This is a genomic window from Microbulbifer sp. CAU 1566, from assembly GCF_023156515.1.
In the GTDB taxonomy this organism is placed as follows: domain Bacteria; phylum Pseudomonadota; class Gammaproteobacteria; order Pseudomonadales; family Cellvibrionaceae; genus Microbulbifer.
The window spans coordinates 29,724-54,214 of the sequence record NZ_JALNMG010000007.1 but is presented as its reverse complement, the minus strand read 5'-3'; the positions used below and the strand labels follow the sequence as shown (position 1 = coordinate 54,214).

Below are 24,491 nucleotides of genomic sequence, written 5' to 3'. Positions count from 1 at the left end.
GGGCAACACCACACTAGGAAAAACACGTGAGCGAAGTACCCCTGATCCTGGAGCCAGAACAACTGGCGCCACTGCTGGAACACGAAGAGATCAAAGTCGTCGACCTCAGCGCCCCCGCCAACTACCTGGCGGGACACATCCCCGGCGCCATTGGCCTGCCCTTCCAGGCTCTGCTGGCCGGCACCCCACCGGCTCCGGGCAAACTGCCCTCAATCGAACGCCTCACCCAGGTCTTCCGCGCCATCGGCCTCACCCCCGACACCCACATCGTCGCCTGCGACGACGAAGGCGGCGGCTGGGCCGGGCGCTTACTGTGGACACTGGAAGTCATTGGCCACAAAAAATACAGCTACCTCAACGGCGGCATGCTCGCCTGGAAAGCGGCCGACCTGCCACTCTCCACCGAAGAAGTCAGCATCACCCCCAGCGAAATCGACGTTGCCATCGCCGCCGACGCACCCATGCTCGACGCGGATCAGATTCAACAGCGGCTGACGCAAAACGACCTGCAAATCTGGGACGCCCGCTCCCCCGCCGAGTACAGCGGAGAACGGGTACTGGCAATGAAAGCCGGCCACATCCCTGGCGCGATCAACTGTGAATGGACCCAGCTCATGGACCCACAGCGCGACCTGCGCATTCGCGAAGATGCAAAAGAATTCCTCGCCGCACTGGGTATCGACGGCAACAAGGAAATCGCCACCCACTGCCAGAGCCACCACCGCTCGGCCTTTACCTGGCTGGTGGGGAAGTCACTGGGGTTCCCGATCAAGGCGTACCCCGGTTCCTGGAGCGAGTGGGGCAATTTGCCGGACACTCCGGTAGAAAATTGATTCTGAATTTTTACTCGCTAACGAAGTAATTATCTTTGAAGCGAAGGACAGGTGGCGGGGATTCGTTTTCGAAAGCGTCGGCAACAAGGATGTTGCCGACGCAGCGTACAGGGACGTATTCACAGCGGTTTCGAAAACGAATACCCGGTGCCTGGCCGCCACGCCAACATAACCAGAGCGCCAGCAGAACCTGGCACCAAGCCACCACTAACGGGACCAATAAAACTCAATGAACCCGAAACTGTTTATTTTCCTGCAGTACATCACCCCGCAACATCTGCTCTCCCGAGCTGCAGGCTGGCTCGCAGAAACCCGTATCGGCGGCATTAAAAATCCATTTACCAAATGGTTCGTGGAAAAATACAAAGTCGACATGAGCGAAGCACTGGAAGAAGACTACACCGCCTACACCTGCTTCAACGACTTCTTCACCCGCGCCCTGAAAGAAGGCGCCCGCCCTATCGTCGAAGGTGAAAACACCATCGCCGGCTGCGCCGACGGCGCCATCAGCCAACTGGGTGAAATTCACAACGGCAGAATCTTCCAGGCCAAAGGCCAGGACTACAGCCTGCTGGAACTCGTCGGCGGCGACCCCGAAGTAGCCGCACAATTTACCGGCGGCAACTTCGCCACCATTTACCTATCCCCCAAAGACTACCACCGCGTACACATGCCGCTGGACGGCGTACTGCAGCGCATGATCTACGTCCCCGGCGAACTCTTCTCGGTCAACACCACCACCGCCGAAAACGTCCCGCGCCTGTTCGCCCGCAACGAACGCCTGGTGTGCATCTTCGATACCGCCGCCGGCCCCATGGCCATGATCCTTGTCGGTGCCATGATTGTTGCCGCCATTGAAACCGTGTGGGCGGGACAGGTAGCGCCGGTCAAACGCCAGATCCGCACCACCCGCTACGATGAGCAGAAGCCCATTGCACTGAAAAAAGGCGACGAAATGGGTCGCTTCAAACTCGGCTCTACCGTGGTACTGCTATTTGGTGCCGACAAGGTGAAGTGGCTGGAAGCGTTGTCTGCGGAAACGCCTGTGAGAATGGGCGAGCACTTTGGGGATCTGGTTTAACTCCAAAAATAATTCCAGATTTTTCGGAGTACTTAACTCGACGCGAAGGTGTCGATACCGGGTACTTGCTTGCGAGACCTTCCGCGAGAGGGACCTCGCGGAAGAGCCCCCAGGGATGGGTTCACGGCGTGTCTCGCAAGCAAGTACCCGGTAGCGGCACCGCCCCAAGACTCCTTCGAGCGACCACGATACCCGTAAATTTTTCATGCCTGCCACCCCCGAATTTATTCGCAGTAGCCCAAAACTCGCCTTTTTCGCACTGCTTGCGGTCGCCGCCTCCGGCTTCGGCCAGACCTTCTTTATCGCCATTTTTGGCGCGGCCATTCGCGAAGACTTTCAGCTGAGCAACAGCTGGTACGGCGCCAGTTACAGTGCCGCGACTCTGCTATCCGCTTTCGTGTTACTGGGCGCAGGGACACTGGTCGATCGCTGGCCGCTGCGGCGTGTTGCCCTTTTGGGGGCCTTATTGCTTAGCGCCGGCTGTATCACACTGGCACTGGCCAATAGCGCCTGGATGTTACTGCCGGGATTTTTCCTGCTGCGTTTCGCCGGCCAGGGATTTATGACCCATATGGGCATGACCACCGCCGGGCGCTATTTCACCAGCAATCGCGGCAAGGTCATTGCCCTGGCGGCATTGGGCTTCCCCATCGCCGAAGCCTTACTGCCCACCACCGGTTCCCTGATGATTCAGGGAAGCGGCTGGCGCAGTGTGTGGCTGGCCTCTGCGGCACTGCTGGTAATGTTGGTGTTCCCCGCTCTTGTCTGGCTTGCGGGAAATGCCGGAGAAAAAAGCGAAGCGGGCGCGGTGGCCGCAGCGGAAACCAATGGCGACTACACCCGCGCGCAGGTTTTGCGCGACCGGGGTTTTTACTGCCTGCTGCCAGCAGCGCTGATGACGCCGTTTGTGGTAACCGCAGTACTGTTTCACCAGGGTGCCATCGCCGACGCGCGGGGCTGGTCACTACAGACAATGGCGGGAGCTTTTGGCGCTTATGCCGCGGGGCATTTGCTTGCGCTGTTTTTTGCCGGACCACTGGTGGATCGCATCGGCGCCCAACGCAGCCTGCCCCTGGCGCTTGCCCCCATGATCGGCGCCCTGCTGTTGCTGGCATTCTGCGAGCAGGCTTGGGTGCCTTATGTCTACCTGGCGCTCATTGGCATCGCCCAGGCAGGCACGGGTACCGCGGGCAGTGCGCTGTGGCCCGAGCGCTATGGCAGTAGCCACCTCGGGGCAATACGCTCTATCTCTCAGGCCAGCATGGTATTTTCCACTGCGGCGTCGCCATTATTGGTCGGATTCCTATTGGATCACGGATGGGATGCTATGACCCTGGCCTTGCTACTAGCGGGGATAGTTTTTGCTGCCTGCCTGCTGACCTCAGTCGCAGGCAGGACGAATATGCAGCAACGGCAGCAGGCGACCGCCTGATGGGCGAAAAGAGGAAGGAAGAGGCTTATCGGCGAGGCAGAAAACGCGCCAGAAAGGTTGGCACTCGCTGCTCGTACAGATACTGGTCGCGAACCGCGGCAACATTGATTTGCGGAAAACGGCTGGGGTCCAGGTCCTGGGTAATGGTAACCAGGCCGACCTGATCCAGGGATTTCTTGCCCTTGTCCACCAGTGCCAGCTTGCGATCGTCATCCGCAGCCATATCAAACAACTGCGGCTTTTCCAGCAGTTTCTTTGCCCGATCGGTCACCAGCATCACTTTCGGCTTCAGTCGCCGCTGATGGCTCTGCTCGACAACCACAGCAATTTCACCGGTGGAAAGCGCTACCTGGGTGCCGGTGGGGTAAAGGCCGATGGACTGGATGAATTCCACCACCAGCTGCTCCTGAAAGGCGGAATTGCGTAGATCGTAAAGTTGCGCAACGGCTTTTGACGGCGGCACCGGGAATTCCGCACCGCGAGGATTGGTGGCCTCATCGTAGAAGGTGACAATGCCGCACATACGCGCCAGCACCGGAATCTGTCCGCCACGCAGACCATTCGGATAACCGCTACCGTCGTACTGCTCTTTGTGGCACTGAACGATGGTGAGCACCTGGGGATCGATATTCGGGTCCGCCGACAGTAACTTCACACTGAAATCCACAAACTTGCGGTATTCCAGTTCCGCCCGCGGGTCACGCTTTTCCGCCTTCAGCACGGCTTCAGAGAGGTACAGCTTGCCCACATCTTTCAGTAGGGTCGCTACCCCCAGCTGTACAAGCTCCTGGCGACGCAAACCAATATGCCGGCCAAACACCACCGCCCACACGCTGGCGCGAACCGAGTGGCTGTAGGTCTCTTCATCTTTTTCCCGCACCCGTGCCAACCAGGAAAAGGCATCCGGACTGCGCAGCACACTGTCGACCATCTGCGACATGGCCTGGTTGATCTGTGCGGTGGGCAGTGGATGGTCGCTGCGCATCTGCACCATCACCTCATGCATCCCTTGCAGAATACGCTGGTGCAGCTCTTTGGCTTTGACCGCTTCTTTGCGGGCGGGCTCTGGCGCCGTGTAGTGATTGTGCTTTACCTGAACCGGCTTGCAATTGATCGCCACCGGAATGCGGCGGCTGTTTTTACCGGGAGCGGTCTTTTCGACTTCCGCTGCCTGGCTGGCCGCACTGGTTATCTTGCGCAGCTTGACGCCGACATCACCAACGGTTTTTACGACATCCACATACACAAAGCGGCAGTACTTCTGCAGCTGGCGGATTTCTTCCAGATCGCGGATATAGAAGCCCTGAAGGGCGAAGGGCGTGCGGGTCCACGGGCGATCCAAACGAGACACGAACATGCCTCGCTGCAAGTCTTCAACGAATACTTTCGCCTGTTGGATTGCCACTGATTGTGTGCCGCGTATTGCTGATGTTTTGTTGTATTTGTTAGCGCATCTTTGTATCGGCAAATTGCCCGATGCTCGCTGCCTGCTGCTTAGCGGGCCTTACCCACAAGATTGCCCAGTCGGCTCCCCTGACCGCACAGCCTACAGACAGCGCCCCGCCAGGTCGCAAAACCAGAGCGGGGCGAATTGTCACACAAGTCTACTCCCGAGTAGACATTTGTTTTGTGATGCATCTCACGATAAGTGAACTGAATACCACCTGGCCGCGACGAATTGCGGGAATATCCCACCGGTTTGGCACAATATTCCTCTTTCGCCCCATTTCCTTCGCCCCATCACCTTCACGCTGTCATTTCCCTCGCCACCTCTTACCGGAGAGAACAGCGGACAGGCTGGTTACTGGTGATAGCGGGCCGACAACTCCACCACCGCCTCAATCATGGCGCCGGCATGGGCGGGGTCGACTTTCGGGGTGATGCCATGCCCCAGATTGAAGATATGACCACTGCCCTGGCCGTAGGCGGCAAGGATGGACGCCACCTCTTCGCGAATTCGCTCCGGGCTCGCCAGCAAAATGGCCGGATCCAGGTTCCCCTGCAGCGCTACCCGGTCGCCAACGCGCGCGCGGGCCTGGGCAATATCAGTCGTCCAATCGAGACCCAGTGCATCGGCACCGGTATCGGCCATGCTTTCCAGCCACTGGCCCCCGCCTTTGGTGAACAGGATCGCCGGCACCTGGCGGCCATCGTGTTCCTTGATCAGGCCTTGCAGGATGCGGGCCATGTACTGCAGGGAAAACTCCCGATAAGCCGTGTGGCTCAGTGCACCGCCCCAGGTGTCAAAAATCTGTACCGCCTGGGCACCAGCGCGAATCTGGGCATTCAGGTAATCAATCACCGAATCCGCCAGCACCGTTAGCAGCTGGTGCATGTCCTGCGGTCGGTTGTAGAGCATTTCCTTACAGCGGGCGAAATCGCGACTGGAACCGCCTTCGACCATATAGGTTGCCAGGGTCCAGGGGCTGCCGGAGAAGCCAATCAGCGGTACCCGGCCGTTCAGCTCGCGGCGGATAGTGGTGACGGCGTCGGTGACGTAGGCGAGATCTTTTGCCGTATTCACCACTTCCAGCGCCGCGATATCGGCGCTGGTACGCACGGGCTTTTTGAACTTGGGTCCCTCGCCCTCCTCAAAGTAGAGCCCGAGGCCCATGGCGTCGGGGATGGTGAGGATGTCGGAAAACAGGATGGCGGCATCCAGTGGGTAGCGCTCCAGCGGCTGCAGGGTCACTTCACAGGCCAGCTCGGTGTTGCGACACAGGTCCATGAAGGTACCGGCATTGGCACGGGTGGCCCGGTATTCGGGCAGGTAACGACCGGCTTGGCGCATCATCCATACAGGAGTGCGGTCGACGGGCTGGCGCAGCAGGGCGCGGAGGAAACGGTCGTTCTGGAGCGGGGCAAACTGGGTATCAGACATGTGGGCAACGGCTGGGTAAATGGGCAGCCATTGTACCGGGGTGCCGCGCGGGAAAACAGGATTCGCGATAAAACACTGATGGCTTGCCGCCCGACGGACAATTGACCACCCGGGCAAGCGGGACTATTGTCTCACCACCTATGATGACGATATCTGGCTATATGAGTGGCTCTTCGAGCCACGCGCAACCGGCAGGCACCGCGGGTACGGTGCCGTGATTGGCAAGGGGCAGCCCCTGGCGGATTGGCACAGCGCCCTCGGCAATCTGGTGACAGCGCTGAGTAGCGATCTCTTTTACCGGGAACTGCTGACCACCATTCGCAGCCAGGTGCCGGTCGACTATCCGCAAGTCTGGCTGTATCACCGTGAGCACAGCCCATCCCCCCTCTATTACGACCTGCCGCCGGATGACGAGCGCAATCAGATAGACCTGTATGTCGCCGGCTCCTACAAGCAAGACCCCTTTTACCTCACCGCGTTCGAACGGGGTGAGCCGGGCGTTTACCGGCTCACCGAAATCGCCGCCCAGCGTTTTGAGCGCAGCGACTATTACAAAAGCTACTACGCGCTACTCAATGCCACCGATGAAATCGTATTTATTGCGGACATCAATGCGGACAGCTCCCTGCAGGTGTGCCTGATGCGCAGCGAAGCCTCGGGGCGCTTCACGGACTGGGAAGTGGAATTTCTGAGGGTTGCTGAACCTGTCGTCAGCGCACTGCTTCGGCAGCACCTGAAACTCCTCCCGCCGCAGCCGGCAACCCAGGTTGGGATGGAGAAAAATGTGGAACAGGCCTTTGGCCTGTTCGGGCAGTCACTGCTCACCGGGCGCGAGCGCGATGTACTGGGCCTCATCCTGCAGGGCTACCGCAGTCGGGTAGCGGCCGAAAGGCTGGGTATTTCTGCAGAAACCCTGCGCCGCCACCGCAAAAACATCTACCGCAAGCTGGATATCAGCTCCCAGAATGAGCTCTTCTCCCTGTTCCTGAGCTCACTCCATTGCCTGGATCACACCCCCAATGTGGATCCCCTCGCTACCTACATGAACATGCAGCTTGCGGATTCCTGATTTGTACCCCAGTTGGGGTATACCCTGCATCCCTACCTCTTCATAGTATGTCTGCAGTGCCTAACACGAAAATTACTAAAGGCACGTCCCAGCGGTGATAAATACAATAAAGATCCGGGAACTCAATTATGAGAAGTGTACCCCTGCGCCAGTGTGCGCTCGCGGCCGCCGTGGCCAGCCTGGTGTCGGTTGCCGCCGATGCCCAACAGATTGAAGAAGTGACGGTTACCGCCCAGCAGAGAGAGCAGACGCTGCAGGAAGTACCGATCGCCGTATCCGCATTCAGCGATAACTTCATGGAACAGGCGAATATCGACGATGTTCGCGGACTGGTCGCCCTGTCCCCCGGATTCAATGGCGCCACTGAAGACAGCTTCTCCGATGCCATGGCCATGCGCGGGATCAGCACCAACGACTTCGGTGTTGGCGGCGACCCTTCGGTTGCCGTGTTTATGGACGGTGTCTGGCAGGGCCGTAACGGCGGTGTCCAGACCAGTTACTTTGATGTGCAGCGTGCCGAAGTGGTCAAAGGTCCCCAGGGTACCCTGTTTGGACGCAACGCCATTGCCGGTGCTGTTAGCGTGTTCACCAACAAACCCACCGAGGAGTTCGAGGGCAAGGTGCAACTGGGAGTCGCCCAGTACAACAAGCGCGAAGCGACCGGCACCATCAACCTGCCACTGACCGACAACCTCTATTTCCGCGGCAGCCTCTACACCCTCAGCGACGACGGCTGGCTGGAAAACCTGCAGGGTGGCGAGGATTATGGATTCCACGAACGCAATGCCGCGCGCGCTGCGCTACGCTACGAGGGCGAAAGTACCGACGCCACTCTCACACTCAACTACGAAGATCGCGCGCAGAACAGCTCGATCTACTGGGATCCGGAAGCCGGCCTGCCCAAAAACAAGGTGAATAGCGATCTGCGCGGGCGCGACGCGATTGATGAAGGCGAAATCTTTTCGGCCACGGCCAATGTCACCATCAATCTCTCCGACGAATACACCCTGACTTCGATTACCGGGTACAAGACCTTCAATTTCTTTTATCTGGAGGATTACGACGCGAGCCCCGAACGGGTAAACAACTACCTGCAGAACTCCAAGGTTGACTACCTCAGCCAGGAAGTTCGCGTCAATTTTGATGACGGTGGTGACTTCGTCTGGTTTGCGGGCGCCAGCCTGTACCGGGAGGATATCGACAACCTCGCGTCGGCACTCTATGACGAGGACGCCCTGTGCCGCGCCATCAGTCGCACCGATGCAGAAGACTTCGACGGCGAAGTGAGCGGTTGTGCCGACCCCGGTTTTTGGATGGATTACTGGGAAGCCGACGCCGCCCCGGAGGCCGAAGAGCTTGCCATCAACAAGCGCGAGGACACCTTCAACCTGGTTTCCGCATCCGGATGGGCGGTGTTTGCCGACGCCACCTGGTCCGCCACCAGCCAGCTCGACCTGATGCTGGGCGCGCGCTACACGGTGGATCGCAAGGATATGGATATGCTGATCCCGGATTCCGGGGGTTGGCTGGGCAACAACTTTAACTATGAATTCGCAGTTCCCGACTGGATTTCCGCCGATGACGAATGGAGTGCATTCACGCCCCGCGTTGCCGCAAACTATGCCCTGAATGATGAAATCAGCTTCTATGCCAACGCTGCCCGCGGCTACAAGACCGGCGGTTTCGCCACCTTTGGTGTGGATCTGACAGGCATCGACGACGACGGGATCGCCATGCCGGGGTCCACCCCCATGCAATTCGACCCGGAGACGGTGCAGAGCTTCGAGGCCGGCATCAAGAGCAAGCTGCTGAACAACTCCCTGCAGGCGAACCTGGCCATCTACCAGTACACCTACGAAGACCTCCAGTTCGTGTACTTCGACAACGGCAGCCAGCTGGTGGAAAACCTGGGTGAGGCCGGCGGTCGCGGCGCGGAATTCGACCTGCGCTACCTGCCCAACGACCGACTGGATTTCTTCTTTACCCTGTCATACATGGACACGGAGATTACCAACGACAGCGATATTCGCGGTAAGGCCTGTGATGAATCCGGGTGTAAGGGCAAGTCTCTGCCGTTTTCTCCAGAGCTGAGCACCGCATTTATCGCTAGCTATCGCCACCCACTCAATTCCGGCGAACTGCTGTTCAGCTTCGAGCACATTGCCCAGTCCAAGCAGTACAGCGATATCGACAACATCGAGCTGGTCGCACAGAAAGCGTGGCAGGAGAGCAACCTGCGCCTGGGCTACCAGGCCAATGCCGATTGGAACCTGACCCTGTGGGTGGAGAACCTGTTTGAAGAACAGTACTTCGAACGCGGCTGGGCCAATGCCGATGTGGATAACCAGTGGGGCTATGGCCTGGTTAACACCCAGGTGTGGCCCAGCAAGCCGCGCACGGTGGGCATGGATTTCACCATGCAGTTCTGACCGGAAGCGGCGACGGCTCCGGTGCCCTGTGCGCCGGGCTGCCGTCGCGCCCCCATCAACCAAGGCGGGTCTGCATCCCGCAGCCCCGCAACCCGGGAATTCCAATGGAAACCTACGGACTCCTCAGTTTGCTGCCTACGGCGGTGGTGGTGGCCACCGCGGTCGCGACCCATCGCCCGATCGTGGCACTGGTCACCGGCGTGATCGTGGCACTCTTAATGCTCGACCCCGGCAACATCATGACCCCGCTCGCCGACACCGCGCTGTCTGTGATGATGGACGAGACGATCGGCTGGATCATTCTGGTCTGCGGCCTGTTCGGCAGCCTGATCGCGCTGCTGATACGCGCCGGCGGTGCCAGCGCCTTCGCAGAAATTCTCGCCGCCAGAGCGAACACCCGCGCCCGCGCCCTGCTCAGCACCTGGCTGCTGGGGCTGGTCATCTTTATCGATGACTACCTGAATGCGCTGGCCGTCAGCGCCTCGATGAAAAAGCTCACCGACAGGTTCGGTATTTCTCGCCAGATGCTCGCCTATGTCGCGGACTCTACCGCTGCACCGGCCTGCTTCCTCATCCCCATATCGACCTGGGCGGTGTATTTCTCGGGAATACTGGAATCCTCCAGCATTGCCGGTGAGGGCGCCGGCATGAGCCTCTATATCAGCGCGATTCCATTCATGCTGTATTCCTGGCTGGCCCTGCTGCTGGTCCCGCTTGTGGCAACCAGCCGCATTCCGTTGCTCGGCGCGATGAAAAAAGCGGAAGCACAGGCCACAGACGTACAGCCGCTCGACCGGAATGAAATAGAACTGGTGCCCCAGTCGTTGGGCGCGGCCGCCGTACGGCCCCGGTATCACGCGCTGAACTTCATCCTTCCCATCGTGAGCCTGGTAGCTTTCAGCTGGTACTACGACATCGACGTACTGAAGGGCGTGATTGCCACCCTCGCAATCACCATTCCACTGCTGGCCTTTCAGCGACTGATCGAATGGGGCGATATTTTCGACACGATACTGGAAGGTTTCAAAACCATGATTGCGCCACTGGCGATCGTGGTGGCTGCGTTCATGTTCAAGGCGGTCAATGACAGCCTCGGCATGCCCCAGTATGTCATTGAGTCCGTAAAGCCCCTGATGACCGCGCAGTGGTTGCCGCTGGTCGCATTCCTGTCGATGTCGCTGATCTCTTTTGCGACGGGGTCATCCTGGGGAGTCTTCGCGATCACGATTCCGATCGTCATTCCCCTGGCCGAAGCGGTAGGCTGCCCACTGCCGCTGGCGATCGGCGCGTTGCTATCCGCCAGTGCCTTCGGCAGCCATGCCAGTTTTTATGGAGATGCCACCGTGCTCGCGGCCCAGGGCAGTGGCTGTACACCAATGAGCCATGCGCTGACCCAGCTGCCCTATGCGCTGATCGCAGCGGCCGTGTCCAGCGCAGGCTTTGTCGCGCTCGGCTATATGCTGGCCTGATGCCGGCCTGATCATTTACCGTCGTAGAATGATGGAGCGACTGGCGGAAACGCGGGGAAGCTTCAAGAAATGGAAAGAAGCTTCAAGAAATGGAAAGAAGCTTCAAGAAATAGAAAGAAGCTTCAAGAAATGGAAAATAGACAGGCGAAAAAAAGGGGCGTTAACGCCCCTTTTTTCAATGCGACTTTCAATCAGATATCAAGATAATCAAGAATACCTTCGGCAGCCTGGCGCCCTTCCCAGATCGCCGTCACAACAAGATCAGAACCGCGCACCATATCGCCGCCGGCAAAGACCTTCTCATTACTGGTCTGGAACTTGTACTCCTGCTTCTCGGGCGCAACAACGCCGCCCCAGTCGGCCACTTCGATATTGTGGTTACCGAACCACTCAGCAGGGCTCGGACGGAAGCCGAAGGCTACCAGCACCATATCCGCCGGAATGATCTCTTCGGAGCCCGGCACCACTTCCGGACGACGGCGGCCGTTTTCATCCGGCTCACCCAGCTTGGTAGTTACGACCTTGACCCCTTCCACCTTGCCGTCACCGACAATTTCTACCGGCTGGCGGTTGAACAGGAAGCGTACGCCCTCTTCCTTCGCGTTCGCCACCTCGCGGCGGGAACCCGGCATGTTTTCTTCGTCACGGCGGTAAGCACAGGTTACACGCTTAGCGCCCTGACGGATGGAGGTACGGTTACAGTCCATCGCGGTGTCGCCACCACCCAGTACCACAACGCGCTTGTCTTCCACCGAGATGAAATCTTCTGGGTTCTTTTCGAAGCCCAGATTGCGATTTACGTTCGCCACCAAGAACGGCAGCGCATCGTACACGCCCGGCAGGTCTTCACCGGGGAAGCCGCCTTTCATGTAGTTGTAGGTACCCATCGCCAGGAACACCGCATCGTAGTCGGCCAGCAACTGGTCGAAGGTGATGTCCTTACCGATTTCGGTTTCCAAGCAGAACTCGACACCCATGTCGGTGAAGATCGCGCGACGCTGCTGCATCACGGATTTTTCCAGTTTGAATTCCGGGATACCGAAGGTCAGCAGGCCACCAATTTCCGGGTACTTGTCGAACACCACCGGCTGTACACCGTTGCGCACCAGAATATCGGCACAGGCCAGACCGGCAGGGCCGGCACCGACAACGGCAACGCGCTTGTCGGTCTTCTTCACCGCGCTCATATCCGGGCGCCAGCCCAGGGCGAAAGCGGTATCGGTAATATATTTTTCTGCGTTACCGATAGTTACCGCACCAAAACCGTCATTCAGGGTACAAGCCCCTTCACACAGGCGATCCTGCGGGCACACGCGACCGCAGACTTCCGGCAGCGAGTTGGTCTGATGACACAACTCCGCCGCTTCCATGATGTTGCCCTCACTGACCAGTCGCAGCCAGTTGGGGATGTAGTTGTGCACCGGGCACTTCCACTCACAGTAGGGGTTACCGCAATCCAGGCAACGGTGCGCCTGGCTGGCTACCTGGCGCTCGGAGAACGGCTGGTAGATTTCCACAAACTGGTTGGTGCGGGTGATGATGTCCTTTTTGGCGGGGTCCACTCGGCCCACGTCGACAAACTGGAAATCGTTGTTGAGACGCTGTGACATAAGTAAATCTCCCCCTTATTCGCCGCGCTTGCGTACATCGGACAGCAGTCCGGCGAGGCTGGCTGCCTTCGGCTTCACCAACCAGAATTTGTTGAGGTAGTCGTCGAAGTTGTCCAGCAACTCCTCACCCCAGGCACTACCGGTCTCGGCAACGAACTCTTCGATCACTTCGCGCAGGTGGCTCTGGTATTCCTCCAGGGCCTCACTGCTGATGCGGCGCAGTTCGATCAACTCGTGGTTGCACTTGTCGAAGAAATCGCGATCCATATCCAGCACATAGGCGAAGCCGCCAGTCATACCGGCACCGAAGTTGACCCCGGTTTTACCCAGCACAGCGACCATACCGCCAGTCATGTACTCACAGCAGTGATCACCTGCGCCTTCCACTACCGCGAAGGCACCGGAGTTGCGCACGCCGAAGCGTTCGCCGGCACAGCCGGAGGCGAACAGCTTGCCGCCGGTGGCGCCGTACAGGCAGGTGTTACCGACGATACTGGTTTCCTGGGACGCGAATTCACTGCCCTGGGGCGGACGGATAACCAGCTTGCCACCAGCCATACCTTTGCCGACGTAATCGTTAGCATCGCCTTCCAGATACATTTCCAGGCCGCCAGCGTTCCACACTCCGAAGGACTGACCGGCAACGCCAGTGAGGCGCAACTTGATCGGCGCATCCACCATGCCCTGGTTGCCGTGACGCTTGGCGATCTCACCGGACAGGCGCGCGCCGATGGAGCGGTCGCAGTTGGTCAGCTTGAAGCTGAATTCGCCACCGGCCAGGTTTTCGATTGCCGGCAGGGTTTCTTCCACCATGCGCTCGGCGAGCAAGCCCTTGTCCCAGGGCTCGTTCTTGGCACGCTGGCAGGTCTGCGGCTTGCTGTCGAGCAGTGCATCGGTATGCAGCAGCGGCGACAGGTCCAGTGTTTTCTGCTTGGCGGTGCGGCCTTCCAGAGTCTCCAGCAGGTCCACGCGGCCCACCAGTTCGTCCATGGTGCGCACGCCCAGGCTCGCCATCCACTCGCGGGTTTCCTCAGCCACGAACTTGAAGAAGTTCATCGCCATTTCCACGGTGCCAATGTAATGGTCGTCGCGCAGGTCCTTGTTCTGGGTGGCGACGCCGGTGGCGCAGTTGTTCAGGTGGCAGATGCGCAGGTATTTACAGCCCAGCGCCACCATGGGTGCGGTACCGAAGCCGAAACTCTCGGCACCCAGCATCGCTGCCTTGACCACATCCAGGCCGCTCTTCAGACCGCCGTCGGTCTGCACCCGTACATTGCCGCGCAGATCGTTTGCCCGCAGGGTCTGGTGGGTTTCTGCCAGGCCCAGCTCCCACGGAGAGCCAGCGTAGCGAATAGAGGTAATCGGGCTCGCCGCGGTACCACCGTCGTAACCGGAAATGGTGATCAGGTCCGCGTAGGCCTTGGCCACACCGGCGGCAATGGTGCCGACACCCGGGCGAGACACCAGTTTCACCGACACCAGCGCATCCGGGTTGACCTGCTTGAGGTCGTAGATCAGCTGCGCCAGATCCTCGATGGAATAAATATCGTGGTGCGGCGGTGGCGAGATCAGGGTCACGCCCGGCACCGAATAGCGCAGGCGCGCAATCAGATCGTTGACCTTGCCACCGGGCAGCTGGCCACCCTCACCGGGTTTGGCACCCTGAGCTACCTTGATCTGCAGCACCTCGGCATTCACCAGGTAATGCGGGGTAACCCCGAAGCGGCCGGAGGCGATCTGTTTGATCTTGGAAACCTTGTCGGTACCGAAACGCACCGGGTCTTCGCCGCCCTCACCGCTGTTGGAGCGGCCACCCAGTCGGTTCATGGCCTGGGCCAATGCCTCGTGGGCTTCCGGTGACAGGGCACCCAGGGACATGGCGGCGCTATCGAAGCGGCGCAGGATATTTTCCACTGGCTCCACTTCCTCCAGCGGAACCGGCTGAACATCTTTTTTCAGCCCCAATAGATCACGCAGCGTCGCCACCGGGCGCTGGTTCACCAGGGTCGCGTAATCGCGCCAGGCCCCGTAATCACCGGTACGCACTGCTTCCTGCAGCGCCTTGACCACATCCGGGTTAAAGGCGTGGTATTCCTGACCGTAAACAAACTTGTGCAGACCACCGGGGGAAACTTTCTTGCGCGGCTTCCACGCCAGCTGCGCGCGTTCGCGCATATCGTCTTCCAATTCCGGGAAGCCGGCGCCGAGAACACGCGCCGGTGCCTCCGGGAAGCACAGGTCGATCACGTCCTGGGACAGGCCCACCAGTTCGTACAGCAGTGCACCGCGATAGGAGGCAATCGTGGAGATACCCATCTTCGACAGGATCTTCAGCAGCCCCTTGCAAATACCGGTACGGTAATTTTTCTGTGCGGTGGCCGCATCCAGCAACAGTTCACCGGTTTCGATCAGGTGATTGATGATGCTGTAGGAGAAATACGGATGTACCGCGGTAGCGCCCACGCCGATCAGGCAGGCGAGCTGGTGCGAATCACGCGCGCTGGCGGTATCCACCACGATATTGGAGTCACAGCGCAAACCGTTGTGCACCAGGTGGTGGTGCACCGCACCGGTGGCCATCAGCGCATCGATGGGCAGCTTGCCCTCTTCGATTTCGCGATCCGACAACACCACGATCACGGTGCCGTCTTTGCGCACCGAATCCGCCACATCGCTGCACAGCTTTTCAATGGCACTCTTCAGGTCCAGCTGCGCGGGATCGTAATTGAGGTCGAAAATTTTTGCGGTAAATTCATCACGCCCCAGATCCAGCAGCGCGGTGTACTTCATATGGGAAAGTACTGGCGAGGACAGGATTACCCGGTCGGCGTGCTCGACGGTTTCTTCAAATACCGACTTTTCACGGCCCAGGCAGGTCTCCAGGGACATGACGATGGTTTCCCGCAGCGGGTCAATCGGCGGGTTGGTAACCTGCGCAAATTGCTGGCGAAAATAGTCGTACAGGCAGCGATTGCCCTCGGACAATACCGCCATGGGCGTGTCGTCACCCATAGAACCCACGGCTTCCTGACCGGCTTCCGCCAACGGGCGGATGACCTGGTCGCGCTCCTCCAGTGAGGAGCTGAACAGTTTCTGATAGACCTTGAACTGTTCGAAAGAAAAATTGTTGTCTACCGGCGCAGTCACCAGGGTGGAACGGATGCGACGGGCCTTTTCCTTCAGCCACTTTTTGTACGGGTGGGCATTTTTCAGCTCACCATCCACCTCAGCGGTGTGGCGCAGCTCACCCTTCAGGGTATCCACCGACAGGATCTGACCCGGGCCCAAACGGCCCTTGGCAACCACGTCGGCAGGATCGTACTGGTAAGTACCCACTTCCGAGGCAACCGTAATGAAGTCGTCCTTGGTGATCACCCAGCGGGAGGGACGCAGGCCGTTGCGGTCGAGGGTACACACGGCGTGACGACCGTCGGTCAGTACCAGCCCTGCGGGACCATCCCAGGGCTCCATATGCATGGAGTTGTATTCATAGAAGGCGCGCAGCTCCGAATCCATGGTGTCCACGTTCTGCCACGCCGGTGGAACCAGCATGCGGATGGCGCGGTGCATGTCGATGCCGCCCACGGTAAGCAGTTCCAGCATATTGTCGAGGCTGGAGGAGTCGGAACCCACGCGGTTGACCAGCGGCTTCAGCTCGGACAACTCCGGCACCAGTTCGGTGATGAACTTGTTGGTGCGCGCTACAGACCAATTGCGGTTACCGGTAATGGTGTTGATTTCGCCATTGTGCGCGAGCATGCGGAATGGCTGTGCCAGCGGCCAGCGCGGCATGGTGTTGGTGGAAAAGCGCTGGTGAAACACACAGATCGCGGTTTCCAGGCGCGGGTCTGCCAGGTCCGGGAAGAAGGCCGGCAGGTCCGCTGGCATCATCAGGCCTTTATAGGACAGCACTGAGGTAGACAGGCTGCCAATATAGGTGGCGTCGGTCAGCTGCTGCTCAGCCTTGCGGCGGGCAACAAACAGACGCGCATTGAACTGCTGCTGCTCAAGCGCACTGGCGGCATTGTTGATCAGCAGGTGCTCGAAACGCGGCAGGGATTCACGGGCAATCGGGCCCAGGCACTCCTCATCGGTGGGCACCACACGCCAGCCGGCGACTTGCAGCCCCTGCTCCTCTACAGCGCGCTCGAGAATGGCGCGGGCGCTGGCGGCCTCGGCCTCGTCCAGCGGCAACATGATGGAACCGACCGCATACAGGTCGCTCAGGTCCTGGCCAAACTGTTCTTTGGCTACGGTGCGCAGGAAGCCATCCGGCTTTTGCAGCAACAGGCCACAGCCGTCACCGGTTTTGCCATCGGCGGCAATTCCGCCGCGGTGAGTCATGCAGGTCAGCGACTCAATCGCTGTCTGCAACAACTTGTGGCTGGTTTGGCCCTTCAGGTGGGCAATCAGTCCAAAGCCACAGTTATCTTTGAACTCATCCAATCGATACAGACCGCTACCCATAGAATTCCTCAAAGTGTTATCGCTACCCGCGCTAAGGAGCCTTCTACGCCCTGATCTGCCACACTGACAATCAGTTCACATCCCGAAGGCCGCCCTGGGGGTATATTTATCTACTCTCTAGCCAAAGGTGCCGCAGAATTCACTGAGTTTTTGGAACCCCAATGACAAAAAAAGCCCGCGTGAGGGGCTTGGGTGTTTCTCGCTGAATGCGAGCCTGCGTTTGTTGTTATCGGCTCCTAACCCCGGCTTTCACCGAGGGGGCGCGCAATATTACTCGTGCCCCCCTGCAATTGCAAGATTCGCCAGATTTATTCGCTGCTGACAGCAGGTTTAACCGATTTATCTTCTTTTCGTGATGCTTTTTGTCAAAGAATCCTCAGTTCGGTAGTAAAACTACAAAACCATCACCGCGCACCACAGGTGTGCAAAGCGTCTATCAGCAACGCTCGCGGTGTATCGGCGACAACTTGCGCACTCCCCAGCGCCTCCAGCAGCACCAGGCGTAATTTGCCATCCTGCACCTTTTTATCCACAGACATCGCGCGCAGGTAATCGTCGACTGCCATATCCGCGGGGGATTGTTGCGGCAAATTGGCTTTGGTTAGCAGAGCGCGCAGACGACCCACCTCGTCCGACGAAATCCAGCCGCGCAACTGCGAGAGCTCTGCGGCCATAACCATTCCAGCCGCCACTGCCTCACCGTGCAGCCAGTTGCCGTAACCCTGTACCGCCTCAATCGCATGCCCGAAGGTATGGCCAAAATTCAATATCGCGCGACGCCCGGATTCCCTTTCATCCTCAGCCACCACCGCTGCCTTATCGGCACAACTGCGCTCCACCGCGTACGCCAGAGCTTCCGGGTCTCGCGCCAGCAGGCGATCCATATTCTGCTCCAACCATTCAAAGAAAGGTGCATCGCAGATCATGCCGTACTTAATCACCTCGGCAATACCCGCAGACAGTTCGCGATCGGGCAAAGTGGACAGGGTATCGATATCGATCAGCACCAGCTGCGGCTGGTAAAACGCACCGATCATATTTTTGCCCAGGGGGTGATTCACTCCGGTCTTGCCGCCCACCGAGGAGTCAACCTGGGACAGCAGCGTGGTCGGCAATTGCACGAAATCCACGCCGCGCTGGTAACAGGCCGCGGCAAAACCACTCATGTCCCCTACAACCCCGCCGCCGAGCGCAAGGATAGTGGTACTGCGGTCGTGACGCTTTTCCAGCAGGGTATCGAATATGCGATTGAGGGTATCCAGCGTTTTGAAGGCTTCGCCGTCGGGCAACTGGATCGAGTCTACCTTGGCAAAACCCTGCAGGCTTTCGAGAACGGACTGCAGGTAGAGCGGCGCGATGGTTTCGTTGGTCACTACCAGCACCTGCTGGCCGCGAACATACTGCTGAAAATACTGCGGATCCTGCAGCAGCCCGGAACCGATCAGGATCGGGTAGCTACGTTCACCCAGGTCGACATTAAGACTGTGCATGGCTACTCCCTTTCGCGCACAAACAGGTCAGAGATGAGAAACAGAGGAAAGGCGGCACTCTAGCACATTGCACCGGGGGCCAGTGTGGAGGAGAGGCTAGCGGCCAGGGCGGTGTGGCGAATCAAACTATCGTTCAACCCACAGCGTTTGCCGCCAGGCGATCTGCCACCAACTGGGAAGCCTGCTTCGGGGTACAGTCGTCGGTATCGCAAACCAGGTCTGCCACCTCACTATAAAAGGCTTCTCGCTGCTGCAGGATTTCCCGCAGCTTGGCCTTGGGGTCCGCCACCTGCAGTAGTGGTCGATTGCTGTTTTTGGAGGTCCGCTCCACCAGCTGTTCGAGGCCAGCCCGCAGGTACACCACAAAGCCATGAGCTTTGAGCAACTTACGGTTTTCCGGCAACAGCACAATACCGCCACCGGTGGCGACCACCTGGGGGGTACCGCCGCAAAGGTCTCTCAGCACCTCGCTTTCTCGACGGCGAAAGCCCGCCTCCCCTTCCACATCAAAGATCCAGGGAATATCGGCACCGGTGCGGTCTTCAAGAACCTTGTCCGAATCGGCAAAAGGCAGCTCCAGTTGGGCTGCCAGTAGTTTGCCGATGGTGGATTTGCCGGCCCCCATGGGGCCGACTAGAAAGATGGGCTGCGTGATCACTTGCTGAAGGACATGAACTCGTCTTGCATGATCCGCGGCGTGATGAAGATCAGCAGTTCGCGTTTGTCTTCCTCACGACTGGTGCGCTTGAACAGGTGGCCCAGGAAAGGAATATCGCCAAGGAAAGGCACCTTGGTTTCACCCTCCAGGGTTTGCGCCTCAAAGATACCGCCCAGGACAATGGTTTCGCCATTGGCCACCAGTACTTTGGTCTGCAGCGAGTTCACGTTGATTGCCGGGATCTGCGCACCGGTGATCACGTTGGTAAACAACTCACCAACACTGTTCTGATCGATGTTCAGATTCATGATGATATTGTCATCCGGCGTAATCTGCGGAGTGACATTCAGCAACAGTACCGCTTCCTTGAAGGTAACGGATGCCGCACCGGAAGAGGTTGCCTCCAGGTAGGGAATTTCCACACCGGAACGAATGCTGGCTTCCTGCTTGTCGCCAGTTACCACTTTGGGCTGGGAAACAACCTCGGCTTTACCCACATCTTCCAGTGCCGACAGCTCCAGGCCCAGCAGGAAGTCATCTTTAAGGATGGCATAAGCTACGTTGCCTACTGCATTGGAAACACCCAGATCAACCAACATGGGATCGTGCAGGGTTTCGGGTGCAGACAGGCTTGGGCCATTGCCATCGCCGTCAGAGATCTGTCCGAGCTGGCTACCAGAGCCGATACCGATGGCATCGTTATCAATGTTGTGGCTTTCCATGTAGTTCCAGCGAACACCGATGTCTTTGGTGAAGTCGGTATTGGCAGTAACAATACGGGCTTCAATCATCACCTGGCGAATCGGGATATCAATGGCATTGATCAGATCGCGGAACTGGGCAATTTTATCCTCGGTATCGGTCAGGATGATGGTATTGGTACGGTCATCGACGATGGCACTACCACGGGACGACAGAATGCTGCGGCCTTCCTGATCGTCTCGGCCACCGGCAAAATTGCCCTGACCAAAGCCACCGGCTCCGCCGCTTTGACCGCTCTGATTGCCGGCGAACAGAGTAAACAATTCACGGGCATCCGCGTAGCGAATCTGGATGTACTCGGTGCGCAGGGGCGCCAGCTCTTCCAGCTGCTTGCGGGTTTCCAGCTCGCGGCGTTCGCGCTCTGCGATCTCAGCCGCCGGCGCTACCATAACCACATTGCCTTCCTGGCGCTTATCCAGACCCTTGGCCTTCAGAATCAGCTCCAGCGCCTGGTCCCAGGGCACACCGTCGAGGCGCAGGGTGATACGCCCCTGAACAGTGTCACTGGCAACCAGGTTCAGGTCCGTAAAGTCAGCGATCAGCTGCAATACGGAGCGCACTTCAATGTCCTGGAAGTTCAGAGACAGCTTCTCGCCAGTGAACTGGAACTCCTTCTGCTTCTCACGCACCTGAGCCACCGTCAACGGTTTTACGCTCAGCACGTATTCGGTATCCGCCTGGTAAGCCAGGTAGTCGTAATCGCCATCATGAGGATCAACAGAGATCACGGTATTGCGACCGTCATAGTCCACACTGATGGAATTGACCGGCGTGGCAAAGTCGGTAACGTCCAGTCGCTGGCGCAGCGCTGGCGGCAGCTCGGCCCCGAGGAAGGTCAGTACAATCTTGCCCTTGGTGCGCTCGACATCAATATTTACTGCGGGGTCCGTCAGACTGACGATGACCTTGCCCTCGCCACCTTCACCGCGGCGGAAGTCCACATTGTTGATGCCCACATTGCCCGCCGGCTTGAACTGGGCGCTGCCACCGATATTGGTGCCACTATGGCTAGGCGCGGCCGCAACCGCAGCGGTCGTTGCAGTATCGGCACCGACCTCGAGAACCACCTGGTTGCCCACGCGCTCACTGGTGTATACCGGCAGCTGGTCCAGGTTCAGAATCAGGCGAGTGCGATCTTCACTGGACACGATCACTGCGCTGCGCGCAGCGCCTATGTCCAGGCTGTATTTTTTCTCCGGCAGGACACTCTCCACGCCAGCAAAATCCATCACAATGCGCGCTGGCTGCTCGATGGTGTAGCCGGTGGGTTCCGGCGGCACATCACTGAAAGTGAGCCGCAGCTGCAGGCGGCTGCCCGGCAGCTCCGAAAACTGGATATCGTTTAACTGGCTAGCCAGGGATGGCGCCGCCAACGGCAGTAACAGCAGGCCCAACAGCAACGCATTTGTGCGCGGCAATACATTGGCGACCCGCGCCAAACCTTTGGCGAGTTGCTTGGTAATCATTTTTAGTTGTCCTTCTCTTCCAAAGTCAGAGCCCGCGGCCGTTCGATCCAGCCGCCGGTGCCATCCGGCACAATTTCCAGTACATCGATTTGTGACGATGAGGCGTTGACTACACGCCCGTGATTTTTACCCATGTAGTTACCGACGGTAATGCGGTGAATACCGCCTTCACTGTCGCTAACCAGAGCCCATAACTGTCCACCCCGGGACAGAGTTCCCACCATGCCGAGGGCGTCAAAAGGATACCGCTCCAGCAACTCTTTCTGCCGATTCAGGTCCGGAGCCACATCCAGCTTGCGTCCGACCAAACGCTGATCTGCCTCCAGTACCGGACGCAGAAACGGGCTGCGCATCGCGGCCACACTGTAGACATAGGGGCTGTATGGGGTGAATGTAGGAATCGGGTCAATCTGCCCCTTGGGCTTGTGCTTGACCGCAGCCATCTTCTGGCGCAGATCACTGTGGTTACCATCCAGGCTGCAGCCTCCGAGAGCCAGCAGCGCAGCGGTCAGAGCGAAGTATTTATTCATCCCTCTTCTCCCTGATCCTTGTACCGGTAGGTTTTAGCGTTCACCACCATGTTAAGTAGTGCTGCGCCATCCTTACTGGTCTGAATATCGAAATCGTGCAGGGTAACGATTCGCGGCATACCGGCGATACCGCTGATAAAGGCACCAAACTCGTGGTAGCCGCCCTGCACCTCAATACGAATTGGCAGCTCGACGTAGAATTCGCCCACCTGCTCGCCCTCGAGGGCCACTTTCTGGATCGTCAGGCCGCTACCACGACCGAACTCATCGATATCTTCCAGCAACCCCGGCACCTCGGTGTCCTTGGGCAACTGCTTCAGCAGTGCACCGAAGGTCTCCTCCATCTCCACCAGCTGCTCGCGGTAGGCATCCAGGTTCGCAGCCTCAAAAGACTTGCGTTCAAACTGGGTGAACAACTCACGCTCTTTATTGGCCGCAAATTCCAGTTGCTGATAGCGGTCCTTGATCATGAAGAAATAACCGCCACCGGCCAGTACCGCGGCAATCAGGATCAGCAACACCACTCGTCCGGCCAGCGGCCAGACACCGACCCGGGAAAAGTCGATATCGTTGATATCCAGCTGATTCAGCTGTTTGAGAGTATCTTCAAGGGCCACGGTTAGACTCCACTGTTGGCGGCGTCGCCATCTTCTTCTTTTTTGCGGCCGCTGACACTGACCGTCATTTCAAACGCACTGGCCTGCTCACCAAATTCCGGCTTGGCAGTTACCCCGGTGAGGTTCGGGGACTGAAACCACTCGGACTGGTCCAGGCTGCGCATAAATGAGGAAACACGGTTATTGGATTCAGCCACACCGGAGATCTTCAGGGTTTTACCGGTACGCTTGAGGTTGGTAAGCCACAGCCCTTCCGGTGCCGCACGCACCATTTCATCGAAATAGCGAACCGCCAATGGACGATTACCCTGCAACTCCTGAATCACCCGCATGCGGTCGATCAGTTCCTGGCGGCGCTTCTTGAGATCCTGAATCTCCTTTACCTGCTTGTTGAGTGCGGTAATTTCCGTATTCAACAGCTGGTTGCGCTCATTCTGATTGGCAATCTGCGCATCTACCGTTTTCATCCACATGAATACGGAAAAGCCGGCGGCGACCACCACCAGCGCAGCAACCTGTTGAAATTCTTTCTGCTTCTGCGCCCGGTATTCCTGGCGCCAGGGGAGTAAGTTGATCTTTGCCATGTCTTAGAACTCCCGCTCGCGCATGGCCAGGCCGGCGGCAATCATCAGCGACGGCGCCTCGTTAACCAGGGCCTGGCGATTGACACGGGATGCCACGCTCATGTCCCGGAAGGGGTTAGCCACCATTGTGGGTTTGTTGAGTTTCTGGCCCACCAGGTCGGCAAGCCCTTCCATGGCGGCGACACCGCCACCGAGCAGGATGTAATCCACATCGCTATAGGAAGTTGAAGAGTAAAAGAACTGCAGGGAGCGGGTCACCTGCTGCACTACCGCATCGCGGAAGGGCTCCAGCACCTCGGGGTAATAATCGTCTGGTAGACCGCTGCCGCCCTGGCGCTTGGCCAACGTGGCCTCTTCCGCCGACAGGCCGTAGCGACGCTGGATTTCGTCGGTAAGCTGACGCCCACCAAACAGCTGCTCACGGGTGTAAATAGTGCGTCCGTCCACCATCACCGACAGCGCACTCATGGTGGCGCCGATATCGATAACCGCTACTACCAGCTGCTCCTGCGCGGGAAACTGGTTGTCCATCAAGGTGTAAGCGCGCTCGATGGCGTAGGCTTCAACATCCACAACCCCGGGCTGCATATCCGCTTCGGTGAGAGCTGAGATGCGCTGCTCGACATTCTCGCTGCGACAAGCCGCCAGCAACACCTCAACCTGACCCTCGCCCTTCTCGGAAGGTCCCTGCACCTCGAAGTCGAGATTCACCTCGTCCAGCGGGTAGGGAATGTACTGGTCGGCTTCCAGCGCTATCTGCGCTTCCAGGGCATCGTCAGAGAGGTCTGCCGGCATATCCAGGGTCTTGGTGATAACCGCAGAACCGGAAACCGCCACGGCCGCTTGGCGCAGGCGGGTTTTAGAGCGGCGCACCACCTTGCGGATGGCCTCGGCGATCGCCCCAACGTCATTGATATTCTTATCCACAACCGCATTCGGTGGCAGAGGCTCGGTTGCATAGCTTTCCACGCGATATTTGTCACCGCTGCGACTCAGTTCAAGCAACTTTACCGAGGTGGAGCTAATATCGAGCCCAAGCATGGCTTTCGGGCCCTTATTCAAGAAAGGGAGCATCCCCATTTTTCTTATCTTTTCCGTGGGTTATGGAGGTTT

At 58.6% G+C, this 24,491-nt stretch carries 17 protein-coding genes; 6 read left to right on the top strand and 11 right to left on the bottom strand.

Annotated elements, in window-relative coordinates:
- The first annotated feature begins 26 nt into the window (after positions 1-26).
- The 3 genes from M0G74_RS16340 (at position 27) to M0G74_RS16330 (ending at position 3,346) form a co-directional block, all read left to right on the top strand.
- Positions 27-833 (top strand): rhodanese-like domain-containing protein, encoded by an 807-nt coding sequence (locus M0G74_RS16340; protein ID WP_248219646.1) that lies wholly within the window; start codon positions 27-29, stop codon positions 831-833.
- Between the two features lie 229 nt (positions 834-1,062).
- Positions 1,063-1,914 carry an archaetidylserine decarboxylase gene (asd, locus tag M0G74_RS16335; RefSeq protein WP_248219645.1) on the top strand — a complete coding sequence of 284 codons (852 nt, stop codon included), beginning with the start codon at positions 1,063-1,065 and terminating at the stop codon, positions 1,912-1,914.
- Positions 1,915-2,119: 205 nt separating this feature from the next.
- Positions 2,120-3,346 carry an MFS transporter gene (locus M0G74_RS16330; RefSeq protein WP_248219643.1) on the top strand — a complete coding sequence of 409 codons (1,227 nt, stop codon included), beginning with the start codon at positions 2,120-2,122 and terminating at the stop codon, positions 3,344-3,346.
- A gap of 25 nt (positions 3,347-3,371) precedes the next feature.
- Here the strand turns inward: M0G74_RS16330 and M0G74_RS16325 are convergent, their stop codons facing one another.
- Together M0G74_RS16325 and hemE are read right to left on the bottom strand one after the other, a co-directional pair.
- Positions 3,372-4,751 (bottom strand): DUF3391 domain-containing protein, encoded by a 1,380-nt coding sequence (locus M0G74_RS16325; RefSeq protein WP_348983719.1) that lies wholly within the window; start codon positions 4,749-4,751, stop codon positions 3,372-3,374.
- 396 nt (positions 4,752-5,147) lie between these two features.
- The gene (gene hemE, locus M0G74_RS16320) at positions 5,148-6,227 is read right to left on the bottom strand and encodes a uroporphyrinogen decarboxylase (protein ID WP_248219642.1); all 1,080 of its coding nucleotides are present in this window, start codon (positions 6,225-6,227) and stop codon (positions 5,148-5,150) included.
- A gap of 214 nt (positions 6,228-6,441) precedes the next feature.
- Here hemE and M0G74_RS18410 point away from each other — a divergent pair, with 214 nt between their 5' ends.
- The 3 genes from M0G74_RS18410 (at position 6,442) to M0G74_RS16305 (ending at position 11,194) form a co-directional block, all read left to right on the top strand.
- Positions 6,442-7,296, top strand: coding sequence for a helix-turn-helix transcriptional regulator (locus tag M0G74_RS18410; protein WP_248219639.1), 855 nt, complete (start codon positions 6,442-6,444; stop codon positions 7,294-7,296).
- 128 nt (positions 7,297-7,424) lie between these two features.
- On the top strand, positions 7,425-9,725 hold the full coding sequence (locus tag M0G74_RS16310) for a TonB-dependent receptor (protein ID WP_248219635.1): 2,301 nt from the start codon (positions 7,425-7,427) through the stop codon (positions 9,723-9,725).
- Positions 9,726-9,829: 104 nt separating this feature from the next.
- Positions 9,830-11,194 (top strand): Na+/H+ antiporter NhaC family protein, encoded by a 1,365-nt coding sequence (locus M0G74_RS16305; protein ID WP_248219632.1) that lies wholly within the window; start codon positions 9,830-9,832, stop codon positions 11,192-11,194.
- Between the two features lie 191 nt (positions 11,195-11,385).
- Here M0G74_RS16305 and M0G74_RS16300 read toward each other — a convergent pair whose 3' ends face one another.
- The 9 genes from M0G74_RS16300 to M0G74_RS16260 form a co-directional block, all read right to left on the bottom strand.
- Positions 11,386-12,804 carry an FAD-dependent oxidoreductase gene (locus M0G74_RS16300; RefSeq protein ID WP_248219629.1) on the bottom strand — a complete coding sequence of 473 codons (1,419 nt, stop codon included), beginning with the start codon at positions 12,802-12,804 and terminating at the stop codon, positions 11,386-11,388.
- Between the two features lie 15 nt (positions 12,805-12,819).
- Positions 12,820-17,271, bottom strand: coding sequence for a glutamate synthase large subunit (gltB, locus tag M0G74_RS16295; protein ID WP_248219626.1), 4,452 nt, complete (start codon positions 17,269-17,271; stop codon positions 12,820-12,822).
- Positions 17,272-17,675: 404 nt separating this feature from the next.
- Positions 17,676-18,761 carry a 3-dehydroquinate synthase gene (aroB, locus tag M0G74_RS16290; RefSeq protein WP_160151688.1) on the bottom strand — a complete coding sequence of 362 codons (1,086 nt, stop codon included), beginning with the start codon at positions 18,759-18,761 and terminating at the stop codon, positions 17,676-17,678.
- A 133-nt stretch (positions 18,762-18,894) separates the two neighbouring features.
- A complete protein-coding gene (locus M0G74_RS16285; protein ID WP_248219885.1) occupies positions 18,895-19,416 on the bottom strand; it encodes a shikimate kinase in 522 nt (173 codons plus the stop codon).
- Positions 19,416-21,647, bottom strand: coding sequence for a type IV pilus secretin PilQ family protein (locus M0G74_RS16280; protein WP_248219623.1), 2,232 nt, complete (start codon positions 21,645-21,647; stop codon positions 19,416-19,418). The genes M0G74_RS16285 and M0G74_RS16280 overlap by 1 nt, the downstream gene beginning before the upstream one ends.
- A 2-nt stretch (positions 21,648-21,649) precedes the next feature.
- Entirely contained in the window at positions 21,650-22,177 is a 528-nt protein-coding gene (locus M0G74_RS16275) for a pilus assembly protein PilP (RefSeq protein ID WP_248219620.1), read from the bottom strand.
- Positions 22,174-22,794, bottom strand: coding sequence for a type 4a pilus biogenesis protein PilO (gene pilO, locus M0G74_RS16270; protein ID WP_248219618.1), 621 nt, complete (start codon positions 22,792-22,794; stop codon positions 22,174-22,176). The genes M0G74_RS16275 and pilO overlap by 4 nt, the downstream gene beginning before the upstream one ends.
- Positions 22,795-22,796: 2 nt before the next feature.
- The gene (locus tag M0G74_RS16265; RefSeq protein WP_248219615.1) at positions 22,797-23,378 is read right to left on the bottom strand and encodes a PilN domain-containing protein; all 582 of its coding nucleotides are present in this window, start codon (positions 23,376-23,378) and stop codon (positions 22,797-22,799) included.
- 3 nt (positions 23,379-23,381) lie between these two features.
- Positions 23,382-24,458 (bottom strand): pilus assembly protein PilM, encoded by a 1,077-nt coding sequence (locus M0G74_RS16260; RefSeq protein WP_160151694.1) that lies wholly within the window; start codon positions 24,456-24,458, stop codon positions 23,382-23,384.
- Between the last annotated feature and the right edge of the window lie 33 nt (positions 24,459-24,491).